Origin of the sequence: Lentzea sp. (genome assembly GCF_035525475.1) — a bacterium.
Taxonomy (GTDB): Bacteria; Actinomycetota; Actinomycetes; order Mycobacteriales; family Pseudonocardiaceae; genus Lentzea.
The window spans coordinates 13,818-34,397 of record NZ_DATLEC010000221.1 but is presented as its reverse complement, the minus strand read 5'-3'; the positions used below and the strand labels follow the sequence as shown (position 1 = coordinate 34,397).

At 69.5% G+C, this 20,580-nt stretch carries 20 protein-coding genes; 12 read left to right on the top strand and 8 right to left on the bottom strand.

Features of this window, described 5'->3' with window-relative positions; translation table 11 throughout:
• The 4 genes from gatB to VM306_RS33780 form a co-directional block, all read left to right on the top strand.
• On the top strand, window positions 1-1,230 hold a 1,230-nt coding region (gene gatB / locus VM306_RS33795), incomplete at its 5' end, for an Asp-tRNA(Asn)/Glu-tRNA(Gln) amidotransferase subunit GatB (protein ID WP_325522166.1).
• Window positions 1,231-1,412: 182 nt separating this feature from the next.
• Window positions 1,413-1,712 (top strand): hypothetical protein, encoded by a 300-nt coding sequence (locus VM306_RS33790; RefSeq protein ID WP_325522164.1) that lies wholly within the window; start codon window positions 1,413-1,415, stop codon window positions 1,710-1,712.
• 285 nt (window positions 1,713-1,997) lie between these two features.
• Window positions 1,998-4,376, top strand: a complete 2,379-nt coding sequence (locus tag VM306_RS33785) for a CHAT domain-containing protein (RefSeq protein WP_325522163.1) — start codon at window positions 1,998-2,000, stop codon at window positions 4,374-4,376.
• Between the two features lie 200 nt (window positions 4,377-4,576).
• Entirely contained in the window at window positions 4,577-7,072 is a 2,496-nt protein-coding gene (locus VM306_RS33780; RefSeq protein WP_325522162.1) for a M14 family zinc carboxypeptidase, read from the top strand.
• A gap of 91 nt (window positions 7,073-7,163) precedes the next feature.
• On the opposite strand, the gene VM306_RS33775 is transcribed toward VM306_RS33780, so the two are convergent.
• Genes VM306_RS33775 through VM306_RS33765 form a run of 3 tightly spaced genes read right to left on the bottom strand, consistent with a single transcriptional unit; the run spans window position 7,164 to window position 8,418 of the window.
• Window positions 7,164-7,532, bottom strand: a complete 369-nt coding sequence (locus VM306_RS33775; protein WP_325522161.1) for a VOC family protein — start codon at window positions 7,530-7,532, stop codon at window positions 7,164-7,166.
• Window positions 7,529-7,897 carry an SgcJ/EcaC family oxidoreductase gene (locus tag VM306_RS33770; RefSeq protein WP_325522159.1) on the bottom strand — a complete coding sequence of 123 codons (369 nt, stop codon included), beginning with the start codon at window positions 7,895-7,897 and terminating at the stop codon, window positions 7,529-7,531. Before VM306_RS33770 ends, VM306_RS33775 begins: the two co-directional genes overlap by 4 nt.
• Window positions 7,894-8,418, bottom strand: a complete 525-nt coding sequence (locus VM306_RS33765) for a hypothetical protein (protein WP_325522157.1) — start codon at window positions 8,416-8,418, stop codon at window positions 7,894-7,896. The genes VM306_RS33770 and VM306_RS33765 overlap by 4 nt, the downstream gene beginning before the upstream one ends.
• 146 nt (window positions 8,419-8,564) lie before the next feature.
• Between VM306_RS33765 and VM306_RS33760 the strand changes: the two genes are divergently transcribed.
• A complete protein-coding gene (locus VM306_RS33760; protein WP_325522155.1) occupies window positions 8,565-9,527 on the top strand; it encodes a LysR family transcriptional regulator in 963 nt (320 codons plus the stop codon).
• Here the strand turns inward: VM306_RS33760 and VM306_RS33755 are convergent.
• Together VM306_RS33755 and VM306_RS33750 are read right to left on the bottom strand one after the other, a co-directional pair.
• Window positions 9,524-10,684, bottom strand: coding sequence for a PQQ-dependent sugar dehydrogenase (locus VM306_RS33755; protein WP_325522153.1), 1,161 nt, complete (start codon window positions 10,682-10,684; stop codon window positions 9,524-9,526). The genes VM306_RS33760 and VM306_RS33755 overlap by 4 nt on opposite strands.
• Window positions 10,685-10,693: 9 nt before the next feature.
• Window positions 10,694-11,596 carry an alpha/beta hydrolase gene (locus tag VM306_RS33750; protein WP_325522151.1) on the bottom strand — a complete coding sequence of 301 codons (903 nt, stop codon included), beginning with the start codon at window positions 11,594-11,596 and terminating at the stop codon, window positions 10,694-10,696.
• A 28-nt stretch (window positions 11,597-11,624) separates the two neighbouring features.
• On the opposite strand from VM306_RS33750, the gene VM306_RS33745 reads away from it, so the two are divergent.
• The 3 genes from VM306_RS33745 to VM306_RS33735 all read left to right on the top strand — a co-directional run bounded on the left by VM306_RS33745 (window position 11,625) and on the right by VM306_RS33735 (window position 13,598).
• Window positions 11,625-12,539 carry a 2-hydroxyacid dehydrogenase gene (locus tag VM306_RS33745; protein ID WP_325522149.1) on the top strand — a complete coding sequence of 305 codons (915 nt, stop codon included), beginning with the start codon at window positions 11,625-11,627 and terminating at the stop codon, window positions 12,537-12,539.
• Window positions 12,540-12,609: 70 nt separating this feature from the next.
• Window positions 12,610-13,344, top strand: coding sequence for a DoxX family protein (locus tag VM306_RS33740; RefSeq protein WP_325522147.1), 735 nt, complete (start codon window positions 12,610-12,612; stop codon window positions 13,342-13,344).
• Between the two features lie 11 nt (window positions 13,345-13,355).
• Window positions 13,356-13,598 (top strand): hypothetical protein, encoded by a 243-nt coding sequence (locus VM306_RS33735; RefSeq protein WP_325522145.1) that lies wholly within the window; start codon window positions 13,356-13,358, stop codon window positions 13,596-13,598.
• Here the strand turns inward: VM306_RS33735 and ilvD are convergent.
• The 3 genes from ilvD to VM306_RS33720 form a co-directional block, all read right to left on the bottom strand.
• On the bottom strand, window positions 13,595-15,439 hold the full coding sequence (gene ilvD, locus VM306_RS33730) for a dihydroxy-acid dehydratase (protein WP_325522143.1): 1,845 nt from the start codon (window positions 15,437-15,439) through the stop codon (window positions 13,595-13,597). The genes VM306_RS33735 and ilvD overlap by 4 nt on opposite strands.
• 75 nt (window positions 15,440-15,514) lie before the next feature.
• Window positions 15,515-15,940 carry a vitamin K epoxide reductase family protein gene (locus VM306_RS33725; RefSeq protein WP_325522141.1) on the bottom strand — a complete coding sequence of 142 codons (426 nt, stop codon included), beginning with the start codon at window positions 15,938-15,940 and terminating at the stop codon, window positions 15,515-15,517.
• Window positions 15,937-16,368, bottom strand: a complete 432-nt coding sequence (locus VM306_RS33720; RefSeq protein ID WP_325522139.1) for a PH domain-containing protein — start codon at window positions 16,366-16,368, stop codon at window positions 15,937-15,939. The genes VM306_RS33725 and VM306_RS33720 overlap by 4 nt, the downstream gene beginning before the upstream one ends.
• Window positions 16,369-16,600: 232 nt before the next feature.
• Here VM306_RS33720 and VM306_RS33715 point away from each other — a divergent pair, with 232 nt between their 5' ends.
• From VM306_RS33715 to VM306_RS33700, 4 genes are all read left to right on the top strand, one after another.
• Window positions 16,601-18,433, top strand: coding sequence for an acetolactate synthase large subunit (locus VM306_RS33715; protein ID WP_325522137.1), 1,833 nt, complete (start codon window positions 16,601-16,603; stop codon window positions 18,431-18,433).
• Complete coding sequence (gene ilvN / locus VM306_RS33710; protein WP_045310681.1) at window positions 18,433-18,939, top strand: acetolactate synthase small subunit; 507 nt, start codon at window positions 18,433-18,435, stop codon at window positions 18,937-18,939. The genes VM306_RS33715 and ilvN overlap by 1 nt, the downstream gene beginning before the upstream one ends.
• A 26-nt stretch (window positions 18,940-18,965) precedes the next feature.
• Entirely contained in the window at window positions 18,966-19,979 is a 1,014-nt protein-coding gene (ilvC, locus tag VM306_RS33705; RefSeq protein WP_325522132.1) for a ketol-acid reductoisomerase, read from the top strand.
• A gap of 99 nt (window positions 19,980-20,078) precedes the next feature.
• On the top strand, window positions 20,079-20,342 hold the full coding sequence (locus tag VM306_RS33700) for a DUF397 domain-containing protein (RefSeq protein ID WP_325522130.1): 264 nt from the start codon (window positions 20,079-20,081) through the stop codon (window positions 20,340-20,342).
• Window positions 20,343-20,580 lie beyond the last annotated feature (238 nt).

Below are 20,580 nucleotides of genomic sequence, written 5' to 3'. Positions count from 1 at the left end.
CGGAAGAACTACTTCTACCCGGACATGCCGAAGAACTTCCAGACGTCGCAGTACGACGAGCCGATCGCGTTCAACGGCTGGCTCGACGTGACGCTGGACGACGGCGAGGTCATCCGCGTCGAGATCGAGCGCGCGCACATGGAGGAGGACACCGGCAAGTCGCTGCACGTCGGCGGCGCCACCGGTCGCATCCACGGCGCGGAGCACTCGCTGCTCGACTACAACCGCGCCGGAGTGCCGCTGATCGAGATCGTCACGAAGATGATCCCGGGCACCAAGGAGCGCGCTCCCGAGGTCGCCCGCGCGTACGTGACGGCGTTGCGCGACCTGCTCAAGGCGCTCGACGTGTCCGACGTCCGCATGGACCAGGGCTCGCTGCGCTGCGACGCGAACGTCTCCCTGTCGCCGAAGACCACCGGCGCCCTGGGCACCCGCACCGAGACCAAGAACGTCAACTCGCTGCGCAGCGTCGAACGCGCCGTCCGCTTCGAGATGACGCGCCAGGCCGCGGTGCTCGCCTCCGGCGGCGAGGTGACCCAGGAGACCCGCCACTTCGACGAGTCGTCGGGCAGCACGTCGCCCGGCCGCAAGAAGGAGACGGCGGAGGACTACCGCTACTTCCCGGAGCCCGACCTGGTCCCGATCGCGCCGTCGCGCGAGTGGGTCGAGGAGCTGCGCGGCACCCTGCCCGAACTCCCCTGGGAGCGCCGCGCGCGCATCAAGGAGGAGTGGAAGCTCACCGACGAGGTCCTGCGCGACCTGGTCAACGCGGGCGCCCTGGACCTCATCATCGCCACCGTCGAGGCGGGCGCGAAGCCGGACGAGGCCCGCCCCTGGTGGGTGTCCTACCTCGCCCAGCAGGCCAACAGCCGCGGCGTCGAACTCACCGACCTGCCCATCACCCCCGCCCAGGTGGCGAGGGTGATCGAGCTGGTCAACACGGGCGCGCTGACCAACAAGCTCGCCCGCGAGGCCGTCAACGGCGTCCTGGAGGGCGAAGGCTCCCCGGACGACGTGGTCGAGAAGCGCGGCCTGAAGGTCGTCTCGGACGACACGGCGCTGGAGAAGGCCGTCGACGAAGCCCTGGCGGCCCAGCCGGACGTGGCGCAGAAGATCCGCGACGGCAAGGTCCAGGCGGCCGGCGCCATCGTCGGCGCGGTCATGAAGGCCACCAAGGGCCAGGCCGACGCGGCACGGGTCCGCGAGATCGTGCTCGCTCGCTGCTCGTAGATACACAATCGACGCGTAAATCACAAAGGGTCACCTGTTCGTGCAGGTGACCCTTTGTGATCTTAGGCCGACCGAGTGGCTGTTAGCTAAATGAGACGTATACCCGTAGCCGTGTGTGCCACTCTCTTCGTGCGTCCATCTGGGGGGATGGAACGTAATAGTCCAAACGAGGGGGGAACCTCATGACTGTTCAGCGCGAGAACCTGGATCTGGTCGGTACCGAAGTCGTTCAGGAAGCGGAATCCGTGCTCGAGGGCACGCCGGTCGTCGAACCGGCGCCGGTGCCCGTTCCGCCGACCGAAGTACCGCAGCCGCCGAAGAAGAAGGAAGACCCGGAAGTCACGCCGATGTGTTGCGGCGGCGGCCCCGGGGTCCCCTTCAGGCGTCCGCTGCGGATCTCCGAAGGCAGCCTCGACTCGGGCGGCGACATCGAGCACGACCAGGACTGCCCGAACCACCCGAGCAACCAGACCGTCCAGTAACTCAGCGTGCTCTGCCCGCCACCAGGCTCTGTGCCTGGTTGGCGGGCAGCGCTGTGTGGACACATGTGGTGTGATGATCACATGCCCGCTCGTTCCCTGGAGAGAGCGCGCGAGTTGTACGAGAAAGGTTGGGCGGAGCAGGCGAAGTTCCGCTTTCCCTCAGCCACCCGGCTGCTCAAGCGTGCGCTCGTGCGCAGTGAGCGCGCCGACCCGAGCCCGGAACGCGCGGCGATTCGCGCTCGCATCTTCTACAACCTGGCACTGTGTCAAGGTGAGACCAGTGGCATGGAGCTTGCCGTGGAGGCGTTCGACTCCGCCCGCCACGAGATCGACACCATTGAGGACTCCGCGACCAGGACGCTGCTGAGTGCGAGCGTGGACCACAACCAGGGTCTCATGGTCATGCGCATGGGTCAGCCGGAAATGGCGGTCGAGTGGTTCGCCAAGTTCATCGAGTCGGTCGAGGAAGACGTCGACCGAACCGCTTTCGGTGGTAACCGCGCGTTGTTGCAGGTGTTCGTCTCCACCCTGCTGAACCGGGGGTTCGCGTTGGCGGCGGTGCGCAGGAGTGAACGGGCCATCGCTGACCTCGAACGCGGTATTCGCCTCGCCCGTGAACATGAACTTCTTCACCTTTACCCGTTCTTGGTGCACGCGCTCGGCAATGTTCACAAGCAGAGCGGTGAGCTGGCCGAGGCGTTGCGGCGCTACGAGGAAGCGGAACGGATCTTCCGCGGGGACGACCAGGCAGCCCTGCTGGCACGGCTGCAACTGGACCAGGCTGAGGCCATGCTCATGATCGGACTGTCCGATGAGGCCGGTAAGCACCTCGACGAGGCGCTTCCGGTGATGCGCAAGGAGAAGTTCGGTCAGGAGATCGCCGAGGTCGAGATGTTCCGCGCGTCGGCGGCATTGCTGGACGGTCAGTTCGACCTGGCTCGCCGGATGGCGAAGCGGTCGGAGCGCAAGCTCATCCGGCGGGGCAGCACGTGGTGGATGATGGCTGCCCTGATCGAGCTGTGGGCGCACGGCAGGCATGCCATGCGCACCAGGCGGGTCTCGAACGCGCTGGTTCTGAAGGCTCTGTCGCTGTCCGCCGAGCTCTCGGCCAACCACCTCGTCGACGAGTCACGGCTCGCGCTGCTCCTCGCGGCACGGCTGGAGGTCCGCCGGGGGAGGCTCGCGGACGCCGAGGCGCTGCTCGAGAAGGTGCCCGGTCCGAGGGCCGTCACGCCGCTCGACCACCGCATGCAGCGCAGGCTGGTGCTGGCGGAACTGGCGCTGGCCAAGGGAAGTCGTCGTGCCGCGCTGACGCACGCGCGCAAAGCGTTGGACGAACTGGGCCGCGTGCGAGACCAGCTCGGTGGTCTGGAACTCGTGTCCGCCACCGCTGTGCACGGCAGGGAACTGAGCGAGCTGGCGATCACGCTCGCGCTGGAGGACGCGGACGCGCGCCGGCTCTTCGCCTGGCTGGAACGCACGCGGGCGCAGACCTACCGGTACGAACCGCTGGAGTCGGCCGAGAACAACGAGGTGGCCGAGCGGATCACCGAGGTGCGCAACCTCAGCTGGGCGATCCTGCGGCACGGTCTGTCCGGTCAGCCGACGGCGGAGCTGCGAGGCAAGCTCGTGAAGGCGCAGCGGGAGGCGAACCGGCTCGGCTGGCACTCGCAGCGGTGGGGCAAGCCCCGGCCCGTCGCCGGCATCACCGAGGTGATCGCCGAGCTGGGACAGCGGGCCATGGTCAGCTACGTCGTGTCCGGTGGTGAGATGGCCGCCGTCGTCGTCGCCGGTGGCCGGGTCAGCCTCGTGCGGCTCGGCGACGCGACCAATGCGCTGGAGAGCGCCCAGAAGCTCCACTTCGACCTCAACGCCCTCGCGCCCGACCACCTGCCGCCGCCGCTGGTGCAGGTCATCGGGCTGTCGGCGCACAAGCAGGCCGACCAGCTCGACGCGTTGCTGATCAAGCCGCTCGCGCACCTCATCGGCGACCGCGAGCTGGTCATGGTGCCGACCGGGGAGTTGTACGCGGTGCCGTGGGGCGTGCTGCCGAGCCTGCACGGACGTCCCGTCGCCACCGCCCCTTCCGCCACGGCATGGCTCGCCGCGGCTCAGTCCGGCGAGCCGAGGACCGATCGCGTGCTGGTGGTGCAGGGCCCTGGGCTCCTCTCCGGTCACGGCGAGGTCGACAAGCTGGCCACCCAGCACGAGAACGCGACCGTGCTGTCGGGAGACACCGCGACCGCCGCCGAGGTCCTCGCCCGCCTCGACGGGGCCGACCTGGTCCACGTCGCCGCTCACGGCGAGCACGAGACCGAGAACGCGTTGTTCTCCCGGCTCGAACTGTTCGACGGTCCGCTCTTCGCCCACGAGCTCGGCCGCCTCCGCAAACCACCGGTGCACGTCGTGCTCGCCGCGTGCGAGCTCGCGCTCAACCGGATCCGGCCCGGCGACGAGGCTCTCGGGTTCGCCGGTGCCATGCTCGCGGGCGGTACGCGGACGGTGGTGGCCGCGGCCAGCAAGGTCGGCGACGAGACGAGTGCCGCCGCGATGGCCGACTACCACCGGGCGTTGGTGGCGGGGGCGCCGCCCGCCGTGGCGCTGGCAGAGGCGATGGCGAAGGACCCGTTCCGCAGGCCGTTCCTGTGCTTGGGGTCGGGCTAGACCGTTCGAGTGGTTGTGCGGACGCCGTTTGCCGAACGAGCCTGGTCGGCGGTGACTCGACCCCCGGAAGTGACCGCGGTTGGTGAACTTCTCTCGCTCGCCCGCGCGGTTCTGTGCCAGTCTCGTCCTGACCGAGGGGATGCAACGGCCCGCCTATCGGCTCTAGTCGATGAGCGGGCCGTTGTGCGAGAAAAGTCCGTATGCGCAGAACTCTGCTCGCCGTTCTCCTGGCGGTCACCGCGGCGGTGGCGGTACCGGCCACCGGAGCGGCGCAACCGGCAGCACCCACACCTCCGGTCGAGAACCGGGAGCCCGGCAACGGGCCCGAGCGCAACGAGGTCGCCACCCTGGACGGCGCCTTCACGGCGCAGCTGGCCCAGAGCGAGAACCAGGCCGACCGCCACCAGGGGTACCCGCGCAGGACGAAGTTGCGGACCTACCCGGAGAACCCCGCCGACAAGGCCGTCAAGCTGAACCTGGCGCCTTACCACTCGCTCGCGCCGAAGCTGAACGCGTTGCAGCAGAAGAGCAACAGGATCTCCGTCGAGGTCGTCGGGCAGTCGGGGCTCGGCCGCGACCTCTACCTGGTCACGCTCACCGCGCCCGAGAGCCCGGCGGAAACCCGTGTCCAGGAACGGTTCCGCGCCACGATCGAGGAAGGCCGGAACGTTCCGGCCGGGCTCTACAAGGCACCGATCTGGATCAACAACAACATCCACGGCGACGAGTGGGAGGGCACCGACGGCGCGCTGCGCGTCATCGAGCACCTCGCCACGTCCGACGACCGTGAGACGCAGAACCTGTTGCGCCGCAGCAGGATCTACATCAACCTCACCGCCAACCCGGACGGCCGCGTCGCCGGCACGCGGGTCAACGCCGCGGGGTTCGACCTCAACCGCGACTTCGTCACGAGCTCCCAGCCGGAGAACAGGGCGATGCAGGACGTCGTCGAACGCACCCAGCCGCTCATGATGCTGGACGAGCACGGGTACGTGCCGAACACGCTGATCGAGCCGACCACCCCGCCGCACGGCCAGAACTACGACTTCGACCTCTACATCAAGCACGGCTACGCCAACGGCCTGCTGATGGAGAAGGCCGTGCAGGCGCTGGGACACCCGGAGGCGGCGAAGCCGGAGATCCCGTTCCGCGACTACCCCGTCGGCGAGTGGGATGGCTGGGCGCCGATCTACACCGCGCAGTACGCGATGTACCACGGTGCCGTCTCGTACACGATCGAGATCCCGATGCGGGTCAACCGCGGTGACTACGACACCCTGCCGGTGGCCGAGCTGCAGCGGCGTTCGCGGATCAACACCGACGTCGTCGAGGCCACCATCAAGACCACGCTCGACTACGTGGACGACAACCGGCGCAGCCTGATCGCGAACCAGACGGAGATGTTCCGCCGTGGCGCGGCGGGCGAGGAGCAGCGGTACATCCCGGACGGGTTCGTGCCCGGCTTCGGGCCGGAAGACCGCTTCACCACGGAGTTCCCGCGCGCCTACGTCATCACGAACGACCGGTCGGCGCCCGCCACCGCGCGTCTCGTCGACCAGCTCGTCCGGCACGACGTGCGGGTCGAACGGGCGGAGAAGCCGTTCACGCTGGGTGGTAAGCGCTATCCGGCCGGGTCGTACGTCGTGGACATGCACCAGCCGAAGCGCGGTCTCGCGAACGTGATGCTGGAGCAGGGCAGCGACATCTCCGACAAGGCGCCGGTCATGTACGACATCTCCGGCTGGAGCCACCGCCTGCTCTGGGGCGCGTCGGTCGACGTGCACAGGAGCGGCCCGTTCCGGTTCGACGGCAAGCCCGTCACCGCGGCCTCGCCGACCGGGAGCGTCGCCGTCGCGCCGGGCGGCGACCTCGCGCTCACCCTGACCGACCAGAAGGACGTCAGCGCCGTCAACGACCTGCTCAACCGCGGTCTGGAGCTGCGCCGCCAGGACGACGGCACGATCGTCGTTCCGGCGAAGGACAGGGCCGCCGCGAAGGAGGTCGCCGACCGTTACGGCGTGCGCTTCACCACCGCCAGGCCCGGTGGTGTCGCGTTGCAGCGCAAGGTCGTCGCGGCCGCGGTCTCCGCAGACGAGCTGCAGGTGCTGCGCGAGTCCGGCTTCGACGTCCGCACCATCTCCACGGCGGTGCTGAACGCGGGCTTCGACTGGTCGCGGATCGACGCGTTGTACGTGGGGGCGGGCCTGAGCTACACGCAGCTCAACGCCACGGCCAGAGCCGCGCTCGACGAGTTCCTGAAGCGCGGTGGCGTGGTGACCCGCGGTGCGACGGGCAGCAGGTTCAACGCCGACGCCGGGCTCCTGCAGGCCACCCCGGTCGCGGGCTGGGAGGACGCCAACGGCGTGGTGAACGTCGTCAACGGCACCGGTCCGGTCGGGACGGGCGCGCTCCCGCACTCGTTCGTCTACTCGCCGCAGTGGTTCACGGACCTCGGCACCGGCGTGACGGTCGAACAGCGCTACGGCAGCACGGTGATCGCCGCTGGTCACTGGCACGCGAGGGACGACGGCACCGGTGGCCAGGACGCTGCGGCGGGCCAGGCGGCGGTCGTCTCCGGCACGGCGGTCACAGGCGCGAAGGTGGTGCTCTTCGGCACCGAACCGCTGTTCCGCGACCACCCCAAGGGCCTGTACGCCCAGGTCGCGCGGGCCATCTTCTGGACGGGCACCCGCTAGACGAAACGGGGGCGGGGAGGCCCCGACAGCCTCTCCCGTCCCCGTTCGCAATACCCCACTCCAGGGTGCCCACCTGCCGCTGGAGGAAACCTCAGGGCTCCCCGGCGCCCGGCGGCAGGAACCCGTGCGCGGACAGGTCGAACCAGTTGCCCTCGGGATCGACCGCCCGGTACTCGGCGAACGGCCGGTCCCCGCCGCGCAGCGCCGGACGGGGCTCCAGCGTCTCCAGGTACGGCGCGACGTCGGCGACCTGGAAGCCGAAGTGGTTGAACCCGGCCGGCACGTCCCCGTCGAGCCTTTGCTGGATCAACGCCAGGTTGACGTACCCGTCGGTGACGAAGTGGCTGCCGTCCGGGTCGGTGTGGAACAGCTCCATCCCGAACCGGGAGGTGTAGAAGCCGGCCATCTCCTCCGCGTTCCGCACGACGAACGCGATGTGCCGCAACCGGGGCCTGGTCATGACCGTCCCTTCGGGATCATGTTGTGGAACGCGGCGATCTCCCACCCGCCGGCGCGCCGCACGACGACGGCCTGCGCGTGGGTGGTGATGCCCGCCGGGGTGATGGAAGACGTGACGTGCACGACCGAGACGTCGTCGGTCAACGGCCTGATCAGGCTGATCTCTGCGGTGAGCTCGGTGTCGAGATAGGGGCCCGCGAAGAGCTGGGAGTGCCCGGCGGCCACGGCCGGCCGTCCGAACAGCTCCTCACCGCGCACCGTCACGAAGTCGACGTCCTCCGCGAACACGGCGGCGAACGCGTGGCCGTCGCCGAGCGCCCAGCCCTGCTCCATGCGCTGCCACAACGAGTAGATCTGTTCGGTCATGAGTGGTTCATCCTCAACGGCAGGCGCAGGCAGTCGGCATCCCACGCGGCGAGCGAGTAGTAGAGGCCGCCGTGGCGGCGTTCGAGGTAGCAGACGACGTTCACCGGCCATCCGCTGTTGCGGAACATGTGCTCGTCCATCGGCGTCGGGCTGTCGCTCAACGGCCGGTCGCGCTCGCACTCCGGCCCGAGGCGGTGCCAGTCCGGGTGGAGGTGGATCGAGCCGAGCACGTCCAGGCCCCGCGCGTCCGCCGCCCGCGTGATCGCCAGCAGGTCGCCGGGGTCGAGCCACCACGCCCGCACCGGGTTCTCGTACGCCGTGCCGAACCGCGGCACGATCGTCGACGCGAACTCCTCCCGCGCCGACGGGTCCGTCAGACGCGCGTTGCGGCCGAACGCCACGTCCTCGACGACGGCCTCGGCGCCGGCGGACCGGCCGAGCAGCACCGCGAAACACGGTCTCGGCTCGTCCTCGGTGATGAACGGGTATTCGGCGGACGCGGCCTCCAGAAACGATTTCACAGCGCGATCCGAAAACAGCACAGCATCGGTGCGCGCCGGGCGCTCGGCCAATTCCATCACGTCGTCGAACGTATCGAGACCGGTGCGTATCGCGCGAGATTCACAAGGCTGCCGGGGTTATTGCATTCAGCTATAACATCGGTCGCATGCGTCTAGAGGTGAGGCATCTCGAACTGGTCGTGGCGATCGCCGACTGCGGCAGCCTGCGCAAGGCCGCCGCGCGCCTGCACCTCACCCAGCCCGCGGTGACGACGCAGCTCAAACGCATCGAGGAGCACCTGGGCGGTGCGTTGTTCCTGCGTTCGGCGGACGGTGCGAGGCTCACCCCGGCCGGTGCGGATTTCGTCCAGGAGGCGCGGTCGATGCTCACCCAGCTGGTCACGCTGGAACGCGTAACGCGCCGTAACGCGCACAGTCCCAATGCTCCTACCAGGCTCGCCGGAATCCCCGCCTATCACTTCGGACTACTCGTGAGCGCGTTGAAGGACAACGTCACGAGCCGCACCATCAAGGAGACCGGCACGCTGACCGCGTTGCTCACGACCGGCGAAATCGACATCGCCGTCCTGCGCCGGTTCCCCGGCACTCCGCTCACGCTCCCACCGGGCGTCGGACACCGGCTGCTCACCCGCGAACCGCTGTTCGTCGGCGTGCCCGGCAGCCACCCCTGCGCGCAAGAACCCGAGATCCCGCTCGCGGCGCTGGCCGGCGACAAGTGGGTCATGCCCGAGCCGGACGACAGCGGCATGAACGCCCACTTCTCCCGCGAGTGCGCGGCGGCCGGGTTCGAGCAGCGGATCGCGCACTTCAGCAGTGAGCCGCACGTCGCGCTGACGCTGATCAGGGAGGCGGGCGCGGTGTGCCCGCTCTACCCGGTCGGCGGCACCCCACCCGGCGTCGCGCGGCTGCCCGTCGCGGCGAACCCGCTGGTCCGCGAGGTCGTGCTGGCGTGGCGTACCGACGCGCCGGTCGCCGGCGACGTCGACCACCTGTGCGAGCAGGTCGCCGAGGGGTATCTCGGGCTGGTCGGGCAGAGCGAGGTCTACGCGCGGTGGTGGCGTGACGGGGGAGAGGCGTTCGCCCTCGGCCCGCAACCCGTCAGCCACTAGTCCTTGCTGCCGCCGCCGTTGTTCGGCCGCACGATGATCACGACCCGGTCGTCCGACGACACGGGCTGGCCGGCGGCCTTGTTGACCGTGCCGGCCAGAGACGCCGAGTCGTTCAGCATCTCCAACGGACCGATCCGGCCGAAGCCGTCCTCCGCCATCGTGATCTCGGGCTTGCCGGTGAACGAGCCGGTGGCGTTCATCGTCAGCGACTGCAGGCCCGGCGTCTTGGCCGTGGAGACGGTCAGCGTGTCCGTGTACGACGCGCAGCCCATCACGCCCGGCTTGTCCGGCCAGTTCCAGGCGTCCTGGCCGAGCTTGCCCGGCACGACGAGGTGGAGGAGGTCGGCGTTCGCGGCCCAGTCCGTCACCCAGATCTTCTGCGCGTCCGCGGAGACGCACAGGCCTCCCGGCAGGGTCAGACCGGACGAGACGACGGCCGATCCCGCGGTCGGGTTGCCCTGGGCGGGCTTGCCGGAGCCGTCGATGCGCAGGACCTTGCCCGCCAGCGAGTTCGGGTCGGCGGCCAGCGCGGGGTTGCCCGCGTCACCGGTCGCGACGAGCAGCGCGCCCTTGCGGTCGCTCGCGAGCACGCCGCGGTTGCCGGTCGGGCCCTTCGGGATGCCGGTGAGGATCGGCTTGGGCGTGTCGCCCGGCGCGATCCGCAGCACCCGGTTGTCCGTCGCGGTCGTCACGTACACGTACGCGAGCTGGTCCTCGGCGAACGTCGCCGACAGCGCGAGTCCGGTCAGCCCGCCGTCGGACGACGTGTCGGCCTGGATCTGCGCGACCACCACAGGGTCGGCGTCCTTGGTGACCTTGAGCAGGCGCCCGCCGCGTTCCGTGGCGTAGGCGGCGACCCCGCCCTGGGCGTCCGCGCCGATGGGGGCGACACCCGTGACGGTGTTCAGGCACGTGGCGATCACGGCCGGGTTGAAGTCCTTGCAGCCCTGCGGCGGCGGCACGCTCTGCGGCGTCTGCCCGCGGCCCTGCTCGCCCGGCGACGGCCGGTACTCGCCGGGCAGCTCGGGTTTCGGACCCGCCTGCGGGGTCAGCTGTGGTTGCGCGCTCCAGCTCGTCGGCGCCGGCTCGTCGGGAAAGCTCGCACAGCCCCCTGCCAGCAGGCAGGCGGCGGTCAGCAACGCGATGGAACGAACCACGACTCCAGGTTAGGTGCGCGACCGTGAACCCGAAGTGAACGCCTCGGCCGTGGCGAAGTCGACCGACCTCACCCGGCCGAACAGGAGGTCGAGCTCCGCCGCGACGACCTCGGGCGCCTCCAACGGCAGGTAGTGGCTGCACGGCAGCACCCGCAGCCGTGCCTGGGGCAGTGCGGCGACGGCCTCGGACATGCTCTCCGTCGTCGCCAGCACGTCGTCACGGCCCGCCAGCAGTGTGATGGGGCACACGATCGGGCCGAGGTCCTGGCGCGGCGTCTCGCCCAGCGCGAGCGCCAGCGTGAAGTACCAGCGCCAGTCGTGCTGGAGGAACCGGCTCACGGCGTTCGACACGGCCGCCGGGTCGCTGCTCGGCTTGATCACGCCGCTGTGCCGCAGCAGGAACGTCGTGGCGTCCGTGACCGGGACGCGGTGCAGCACCCTGTCGAGCACGGGCCCCGCCTGCCGCAGCAGCCTCGTGCCGGTCAGCCCGACGAACCGGCGGAGGGTGCGGGGGACCAGCGGCAGCATGGCGTCGAACGAGTCACCCGGCGCGCCCGCGACCAGCAGCAGGCCCGCGACCCGTTCCGGATGGCGCAACGCCAGCTCAGCCGCGATCGTGACGCCCATCGACCAGCCCATGACGACGCACCGCTCGATGCCCGCGTCGTCCAGCACGGCGATCGCGTCCGACACGTGGTCGTCCAGCGAGATGTCGCGTTCGTCGACCGGCCTGTCCGAGCCCATCGTGCCGCGCATGTACCAGCTGACCAGGCCACCGCGACCGGTCAGCGACGGCCACGACTCGGGCCCGGACCCCACGCCGGGGCACAGCAGCACGGGTGCGCCCTCGCCCTCCGCCTGCCACGTCCGGATCTTGGTGCCGTCCCAGGAGAGGACGTCGTGCTCCCGCATGCCCGCCATTCTGACGTACTTTCTAGTGGTGACGCTCACCGTGCTCGTGCCAGATGATCTCGGAGTCCAGGTGCTGTCCCAGGTGGACGGTGTCCGCCCGGTCCGCTACACGCCGGGGCAGCCGTTGCCGTCGGAGGGGATCGACGCCGAGGTGCTGGTGCCGAAGTTCCTGGCGGGGACCGATCCGCGCGACGTGTTCGCGCAGCTGCCGGACCTCAAGCTCGTGCAGCTGCTGAGCGCGGGCGCCGAGAACTTCATCGGCCGCGTACCCGAAGGTGTGATGCTCTCCACCTGCCGCGGCGCCCACGGAGGCAGCACCGCGGAGTGGGCCATCGGCGCGTTGCTCGCGATCTACCGGGAGTTCCTCGTCTTCGAACGCGCCCGCGCCGAAGGCCGCTGGGACTACCACCTGACGGACACGTTGCAGGACAAGAAGGTGCTGATCGTCGGCGCAGGCGACCTCGGCGAGCAGCTGCGCCGCCGCCTCGAACCGTTCGACGCCACCGCCACGCTGGTCGGCCGCACCGCCCGCGAAGGCGTGCACGGCGTCGACGAGCTGCCCGGCCTGCTGCCGGAGTTCGACGCGGTGGTGGTCTTCACGCCGATGACCGAGGAGACCCGGCACCTGGTCGACGCCAAGTTCCTGGCCGCGATGAAGGACGGCGCGATCCTGGTCAACGGCGCGCGCGGCCCCGTCGTGGACACCGGCGCGTTGCTCGCGGAGCTGACCTCGGGACGTCTGCGCGCCGCTCTCGACGTGACCGATCCCGAGCCGCTGCCCGAGGACCATCCACTGTGGACGGCGCCGGGACTGCTGCTCACCCCGCACGTGGCGGGCAGCTGCACGGGGCACGCGCAGCGCGCCTACGCGGTGGTCGCGTCCGAGGTGGCTCGGTACCGCGCGGGGGAACGACCCCGCAATCTGGTCGGCGGGACGTATTAGTCCGTCCGGGTGAAACTGGGCTGCCGTTCGGCTCTCGCGCGCCCGCACGCGGCCTCACTAGCGTGCGGGCGTGGCTACACACGACAAAGGCTCGAGCACCTCGAGCGCTTTCTCCGACGACTCGTTCTACTCGAGCAGCGGAGGAGGAGTGCACCACTTCGACGACGGCACGGACAGAGTCGGCGGGAGCTCGGCTCAACCGTACGACTCGTCGACGAAGGCGTTCGACAACACGGGCTACACACCGCTCGACAAGTCCACTGAGGACGCGCCCGCGTACGCGGACGACCCGTTCGACGACGAGCGCAAGAAGTTCGGCTGGACCGCGGGCCCCGACCTCGGCCTGCTGGGCCTGCGCGCGGTGCTGGGCGGCATCTTCGTGCTGCACGGCCTGCAGAAGGTCTTCGGCCTCTTCGGCGGCCCCGGCATCAACGGCTTCGCGCAGTCGCTGGAGAAGATGGGCTACCGCGAGTCCGTGGTCCTCGCCTGGGTCACCGGCGTCACGGAGCTGGCGGGCGGCGGCCTGCTGGTCCTCGGCCTCTTCACCCCGCTGGCCGCGGCGGGCCTGCTCGCCGTGATGGCCAACGTCATCGCGCTGAAGTACAAGGGCGGCTTCTTCGGCCCCAACGGCGTCGAGCTGGAACTGGCCCTCGCCGGCATGGCGTTCGCGGCGCTGTTCGCGGGCCCCGGCCGCGCGGCGCTGGACTACAACCGCAGCTGGTTCCGCCACCCGCTGGCCGCCGGCTTCATCGCGCTGGTGCTCGGAGCGGGCGGCGCGGCGGTGACGTTCTTCGTCTTCCGGTAGACATTGCGCTCGTGAACTCTCGGCTCGTGGGTGCGGTGCTCCAGCTGGCGTTGCTGGTGGTCGGAATTCCGGTCGTCTACCTGGTGGCGTTCCCGTTCGGCCTGACCGCGAAGTCCCTGCTCCCGCCGCTCGGCCTGCTCGCGGGCCTGGTGGTCGCCGGCGTCATGGTCAAGAAGACGGACCAGCCCGTCAGCGGACCGCTGACGGGCTGGGTCGTGTTCGGCGCCTGTGTGGCGCTTTCGGCGGTTCTTTAACGGCTCGGGTCGCGCACCGCGCCCGTCGAGGCGTCCGTCGCCATCCGTGCATAGGCACGCAGGGCGGCGGTGACGGGGCGGACGCGGTCCACCGGCTGCCACGGCCGTTCGGACGCCTCCATCTTGGCGCGGCGTTCGGCGAGGACCTCGTCGTCCACCAGCAGTTCGAGGCGACGCTCGTGCACGTCGATCAGGATCCGGTCACCGTTCTCGACCAGGCCGATGGTGCCGCCGCCCGCCGCCTCCGGCGAGATGTGGCCGATCGACAGGCCGGAGGAGCCGCCGGAGAAGCGGCCGTCGGTGATCAGCGCGCACTTCCTGCCCAGGCCGGAGCCCTTCAGGAACGCCGTGGGGTGCAGCATCTCCTGCATGCCGGGGCCGCCCGACGGGCCCTCGTAGCGCACGACCAGGACCTCGCCTGCCTGGATCTCCTTGTTCAGGATCACCGAGACGGCCTGCTCCTGGGACTCGACGACGCGCGCAGGGCCCTCGAAGTGCCACAGCTCCTCGTCGATGCCGGCGGCTTTGATGATCGCGCCGCGCTCGGCCAGGTTGCCGCGCAGCACGGCCAGGCCGCCGTCGCGCGTGTAGGCGTGCTCGAAGTCGCGGATGCAGCCGCCGGCGGCATCGGTGTCCAAAGAGGACCAGCGGTTCGACGTCGAGAACGCCTCGGTGGTCCGCACGCCACCGGGAGCGGCGTGGAACAGCTCGATCGCCTCCGGCGAGGGGTTCTCCGCACGGATGTCCCACTTGCCGAGCCACTCGGCCATCGTGGGCGTGTGCACCGACGTCACGTCATCGTTCAGCAGGCCCGCGCGGTAGAGCTCGCCCAGCAGGGCGGGGATTCCGCCGGCCCTGTGCACGTCCTCCATGTGGTAGTCGCTGTTCGGCGACACCTTGGACAGGCACGGCACGCGGCGGGACAGGTCGTCGATGTCCTGCAACGTGAAGTCGATCTCGCCCTCCTGCGCGGCGGCGAGGATGTGCAGCACGGTGTTCGTCGAGCCGCCCATGGCCATGTCGAGCGCCATCGCGTTCTCGAACGCCTTGCGGTTCGCGATCGACCGGGGCAGCGCCGACTCGTCGTCCTCGCCGTACCAGCGCCTGCACAGCTCCACGACCACGCGACCGGCCTCGGAGAACAGGTCGCGGCGCGCGGCGTGCGTCGCCAGAGTCGACCCGTTGCCCGGCAACGACAGACCGAGGGCCTCGGTGAGGCAGTTCATGGAGTTCGCGGTGAACATGCCGGAGCACGAGCCGCACGTCGGGCACGCGGAACGCTCGACCTCGGACAGCCCGTCCTCGCTCACGGCGGGGGAAGCGGACGCGGAGATCGCGGTGATCAGGTCGGTCGGCGCGACGGCGACGCCCTCGACGACGACGGCCTTGCCGGCCTCCATCGGCCCGCCGGACACGAACACGACGGGGATGTTGAGCCGCATCGCCGCGTTGAGCATGCCGGGGGTGATCTTGTCGCAGTTCGAGATGCAGACGATCGCGTCGGCCTGGTGCGCGTTGACCATGTACTCGACGGAGTCGGCGATGATCTCGCGGCTCGGCAGCGAGTAGAGCATCCCGCTGTGGCCCATGGCTATGCCGTCGTCGACGGCGATGGTGTGGAACTCGCGCGGCACGCCACCCGCCTCGCGCACCGCCTCGGCCACGATGTCGCCGAGGTCCCGCAGGTGCACGTGACCCGGCACGAACTGCGTGTAGGAGTTGGCGATCGCGATGATGGGCTTGCCGAAGTCGCTGTCCGTCATGCCGGTCGCGCGCCAGAGGGCGCGGGCACCCGCTGCGTTGCGGCCGTGAGTGGTGGTGCGAGAGCGGAGCTGAGGCACTGCTCCTCCATGTTCAGTTCAAGAAGAAACGCGCGGGACGCGGGGTGCGGCGTCCACCAGTCTGGGAGCGGTGCCTCAAAGGTTACTTGTGCGCAGGCTCGCCGAGACCAGCAGACAGGCCAGCGCGAGCGTGATGACGTGCACAACGGTGCACCACAGGCAGATCTTGCCGATGATCAGGAACTCGGCCGCGACCAGGTAGACGACCATCAGCACGCCGGTGGCGGCGGCTCCGAGCCGCACCCACTTCAGCGCGTCGATCCGCCACGCGAACGGGAGGCAGATCACGGTGAGGAACGCGAAGAACGCCAGCCCGAGGAACGCGACGGGGATGCCGAACAGCTCCGACTGCTCGCTCGTGGTCACGGTCTCGCAGTCGATGACGGCGTCGGCCGAGCACAGCAGCGCGTTGGCGTCGAAATGCGTGTAGGTCAGGTAAGCCGAGGTCAGCAGGCCCGCGATGGACAGCAGCAGGCTCAGCTGCGGAACCCGCCCGGTCACTTCTCCGACTCCGCGGCCTCTTCCGCGGCCTCTTCCGCCACGTCTTCCGGCTCGTCGTCCTCGACCGTCGGATCGGGCACCCGGCCACCGCTGACCAGCGACAGCGCCGGCAGGTGCATGAACCGCACCGCGGGCAGCGTCACCTCGGAGTCGTCCTCCCTGACCGCCCGCAGCCAGCCCTTCTGGACCAGGCGGATGGACTTCACCTCGGACCACCGGAGCGTCGTCGTGCCGAACACGCCCCGCGCCTCGATCTGCTCCTCCGTGACCGTCGTGCGGTTGCGGACGACCCAGTAGGCGTAGGCGAGCGGCAGGACGTAGAGCGCTTGCAGTCCTGGAGCTACCCACGCCACAGGAGTGACGCAGATGGCGATCAGACCGGCCGCGAGCAGCGCGGTCGCCGGGATGCGAAAGACCAGCTTCTTCACCCCCAGGATTGTTCCACGTCCACGATCCGGGAATTCTGTCCCGCAGAGTTGACGCACTCTTGCGCGAGGCGATAACGTCCGCTTCATGCAGCGCACGCTCGTTCTCGTACTTCTCAGGCGCGTCGACGCCTGAGCCGAACAGCCTGCGTCGACGCGCGACCCTCGCACGACCCGTCTCCGGGTTGTCGAGGGTTTTTTCGTGTCCGGACCCCGATACCCACGAGGCAATGAGATGACCAGCGCACCATCGCGACAGGCTCCCGAGCCCACGTCGCCACGTCCAGGCCCGCGGCCGAAACCGGCCCCGCCGAGTGGCGCACCGATTCGTGTAACCGGTGCTCAGTCGCTTGTGCGATCCCTCGAGGCGGTCGGCTGCGAAGTGGTGTTCGGCATTCCCGGCGGGACGATCCTCCCCGCGTACGACCCGCTCCTGGACTCCACGAAGGTCCGGCACATCCTCGTCCGCCACGAGCAGGGCGCGGGACACGCGGCGACCGGATACGCGCAGGCCACCGGCAAGGTCGGAGTCTGCATGGCGACCTCGGGTCCGGGTGCGACGAACCTCGTCACCCCGATCGCGGACGCGAACATGGACTCCGTGCCAATCGTCGCGATCACCGGCCAGCAGTCGCGGCCGCTGATCGGCACGGACGCCTTCCAGGAGGCGGACATCTGCGGCATCACGATGCCGATCACCAAGCACAACGTGCTCGTGACCGACCCGGCGGACATCCCGCGGGCGATCGCGGAGGCGTTCCACATCGCGTCGACCGGCAGACCCGGCCCGGTCCTCGTCGACATCCCCAAGGACGTGCTGCAGGAGCAGACCAGCTTCTCGTGGCCGCCCGAGATGCGCCTGCCCGGATACCGGCCGACGACCCGGCCGCACGGCAAGCAGGTGCGCGAAGCCGCCAAGCTGATCGTCAACGCGCGCAAGCCCGTTCTTTACGTCGGCGGCGGCGTCATCAAGGCGGACGCGTCCCCCGAGCTGTTGCGCCTGGCGGAGGACACCGGCATCCCGGTCGTCACGACGCTGATGGCGCGCGGCGCGTTCCCCGACTCGCACGAGCAGCACATGGGCATGCCGGGCATGCACGGCACCGTCGGGGCCGTCGCGGCGATGCAGAAGGCGGACCTGCTGATCGCGCTGGGCGCCCGCTTCGACGACCGCGTGACGGGTCAGCTGAACTCGTTCGCGCCGGACGCGCAGGTCATCCACGCCGACATCGACCCGGCCGAGATCTCCAAGAACCGCCGCGCGGACGTCCCGATCGTGGGCGACTGCAAGGAGATCATCACCGAGCTGATCGACGCCGTGCGCGCCGAGCGCGAGACGGCCAAGGCCGTCGACCTCGCGCCGTGGTGGAAGACGCTGAACTCGATCCGCGAGACGTTCCCGCTCGGCTACAGCTGGCCGGACGACGGCACGTTGTCGCCGCAGTACGTCATCGAGCGCATCGGCGCCATGTCCCCGGCGGACACGATCTACACCGCGGGCGTCGGCCAGCACCAGATGTGGGCAGCGCAGTTCGTGAAGTACGAGCACCCGCGCACGTGGATCAACTCCGGCGGTCTCGGCACGATGGGCTTCGCCGTTCCCGCGGCGATGGGCATCAAGGCCGGTGAGCCGGGCCGCACGGTGTGGGCCATCGACGGCGACGGCTGCTTCCAGATGACCAACCAGGAGCTCGCCACCTGCGCCATCGAAGGCCTGCCGGTGAAGATCGCCGTGATCAACAACGGCAACCTGGGCATGGTCCGCCAGTGGCAGACCCTGTTCTACGGCGAGCGGTACTCCAACACCGATCTGGGGACGCACAAGCACCGCATCCCAGACTTCAAGCTCCTGGCGGAGGCTCTCGGCTGCGCCGGCCTGCGTGCCGAGTCGCGCGAGGAGGTGGACGAGGTGATCGCGAAGGCGCTGGAGATCAACGACCGCCCGGTCGTGGTCGACTTCGTCGTCGGCAAGGACGCGCAGGTGTGGCCCATGGTCGCGGCCGGCACCGGCAACTCCGAGATCATGGCCGCCCGCGGCATCCGCCCCCTGTTCGATGAGGACCTGTGATGACCAGGCACACGCTGAGCGTTTTGGTCGAGGACAAGCCGGGTGTGCTCGCGCGCGTCGCCGGCCTGTTCTCCCGCCGCGGCTTCAACATCGAGTCGCTCGCGGTCGGCCGCACCGAGTACCCCGACATCTCCCGCATGACGATCGTGGTGTCGGTCGACGAGCTGCCGCTGGAGCAGGTGACCAAGCAGCTCAACAAGCTCATCAACGTCATCAAGATCGTCGAGCTGGAGCCGGCCGCCTCCGTCCAGCGGCAACTGGTCCTGATCAAGGTCAGGGCGGACGCGACGGTCCGCTCGCAGGTCCTCGAGACGGTGCAGCTCTTCCGCGCGAAGGTCGTCGACGTGTCGCCCGAGGCGGTCACGATCGAGGCCACCGGCACGTCTGAAAAACTCGACGCGTTGCTCCGCATGCTGGAGCCCTACGGGCTCCGCGAGATCGTCCAGTCCGGCATGGTCGCCATCGGCCGTGGCGCTCGTTCCATCACCGCCACCGCGGTTCGTTAAGCATTACTGAGAGATAGGGAAACACTGTGAGCGTCGAGATCTTCTACGACGACGATGCCGACCTGAGCATCATCCAGGGCCGCAAGGTGGCCGTGATCGGCTACGGCAGCCAGGGCCACGCCCACGCGCTGTCCCTGCGCGACTCGGGCGTCGAGGTCCGCATCGGCCTGCAGGAGGGCTCCAAGTCCCGCGCCAAGGCCGAGGAAGAGGGCCTCGAGGTCGGCACCCCGGCCGAGGTCTCCGCGTGGGCCGACGTGATCATGATCCTGGCGCCCGACACCGCGCAGCGCCACATCTACGCCAACGAGATCGCCGCGAACCTGAACGAGGGCGACGCGATCTTCTTCGGCCATGGCTTCAACATCCGCTACGGCCTCATCACCGCACCGTCCGGTGTGGACGTCGCCATGGTCGCCCCGAAGGGCCCCGGCCACCTGGTCCGCCGCCAGTTCGTCGACGGCAAGGGCGTCCCCGCGCTCATCGCCGTCGAGCAGGACGCCTCCGGCAACGCCCAGGCGCTGGCCCTGTCCTATGCCAAGGGCATCGGCGGCACCCGCGCGGGCGTCATCAAGACGACGTTCAAGGAGGAGACCGAGACCGACCTCTTCGGCGAGCAGGCCGTCCTCTGCGGTGGCGCCTCTGCCCTGGTCCAGGCGGGCTTCGAGGTCCTCACCGAGGCGGGCTACGCCCCCGAGGTCGCGTACTTCGAGTGCCTCCACGAGCTGAAGCTGATCGTCGACCTCATGTACGAGGGCGGCATCGCCCGCATGCGCTACTCGATCTCCGACACCGCCGAGTTCGGTGACCTGACCCGCGGCCCGCGTGTCATCACCCCCGCGGTGAAGGAGGAGATGAAGAAGATCCTGGGCGAGATCCAGGACGGCACCTTCGCGAACGAGTGGGTGGCCGAGGACGACAACGGCCGCGCGAACTACAAGAAGCTCCAGCAGGAGGGCGAGAACCACCCGATCGAGGCAACGGGCAAGAAGCTCCGCGACATGATGTCGTGGGTCGACCGCCCGATCACCGAGACCGCCTGAGCTCTCGACGACCTCACCCCGGAAAGGCCCGCGGCGCGCACATGACGCGCCGCGGGCCTTTCCGCTTTCCCCGCGACGGCATCCGCTAGCTTCTCCGGCATGACCGAGAGCGCGCCGATCTACGACGACAAGGCCCACGTGCGCGGCAACCTGGACCTCCGCAACGCCGAGTGGAAGCGCCCACCCGAGCCGGAACCGGAAGACGGCCACGTGGAAATCGCCTTCGTGGAACACACCGACGGCGCCACGTACGTAGCCATGCGCAACTCCAAGCAGCTGGAACCCGTCCTCGTCTTCACGATGGCGGAGTGGGACGCCTTCGTGGCGGGCGCGAAGGACGGCGAGTTCGACGAGCCCTGGTAACACAACGACGCAAGGCGACCACCCACCCGCCCGCGCGGGCCGACGGCGAAGCACACCCGAAGCCGCGATGCGAAGCGAGCCGGACAGCCCTGTGAACCGCTGGGTAGCGGTGTAGCCCAACCGCTATCGATGCGACAGCAACGAGCGCACCCAACCAGCTGACACAAGCCGCTCCACCAAAACCCGACCAACACCCCCCAAACTCATCCATACCCAAACGCCCCACCCACCAGGCCCA

Bases quoted from the DNA above. Each gene is read 5' to 3' on its own strand.
- ilvN (WP_045310681.1), top strand. From the start codon at position 18,433: ATGACCAGGCACACGCTGAGCGTTTTGGTCGAGGACAAGCCGGGTGTG.
- VM306_RS33775 (WP_325522161.1), bottom strand. From the start codon at position 7,532: ATGACCAGGCCCCGGTTGCGGCACATCGCGTTCGTCGTGCGGAACGCG.
- VM306_RS33760 (WP_325522155.1), top strand. From the start codon at position 8,565: ATGCGTCTAGAGGTGAGGCATCTCGAACTGGTCGTGGCGATCGCCGAC.
- VM306_RS33770 (WP_325522159.1), bottom strand. From the start codon at position 7,897: ATGACCGAACAGATCTACTCGTTGTGGCAGCGCATGGAGCAGGGCTGG.
- VM306_RS33785 (WP_325522163.1), top strand. From the start codon at position 1,998: ATGGAGCTTGCCGTGGAGGCGTTCGACTCCGCCCGCCACGAGATCGAC.
- VM306_RS33700 (WP_325522130.1), top strand. From the start codon at position 20,079: ATGACCGAGAGCGCGCCGATCTACGACGACAAGGCCCACGTGCGCGGC.
- VM306_RS33780 (WP_325522162.1), top strand. From the start codon at position 4,577: ATGCGCAGAACTCTGCTCGCCGTTCTCCTGGCGGTCACCGCGGCGGTG.
- VM306_RS33750 (WP_325522151.1), bottom strand. From the start codon at position 11,596: ATGCGGGAGCACGACGTCCTCTCCTGGGACGGCACCAAGATCCGGACG.
- VM306_RS33715 (WP_325522137.1), top strand. From the start codon at position 16,601: ATGACCAGCGCACCATCGCGACAGGCTCCCGAGCCCACGTCGCCACGT.
- VM306_RS33790 (WP_325522164.1), top strand. From the start codon at position 1,413: ATGACTGTTCAGCGCGAGAACCTGGATCTGGTCGGTACCGAAGTCGTT.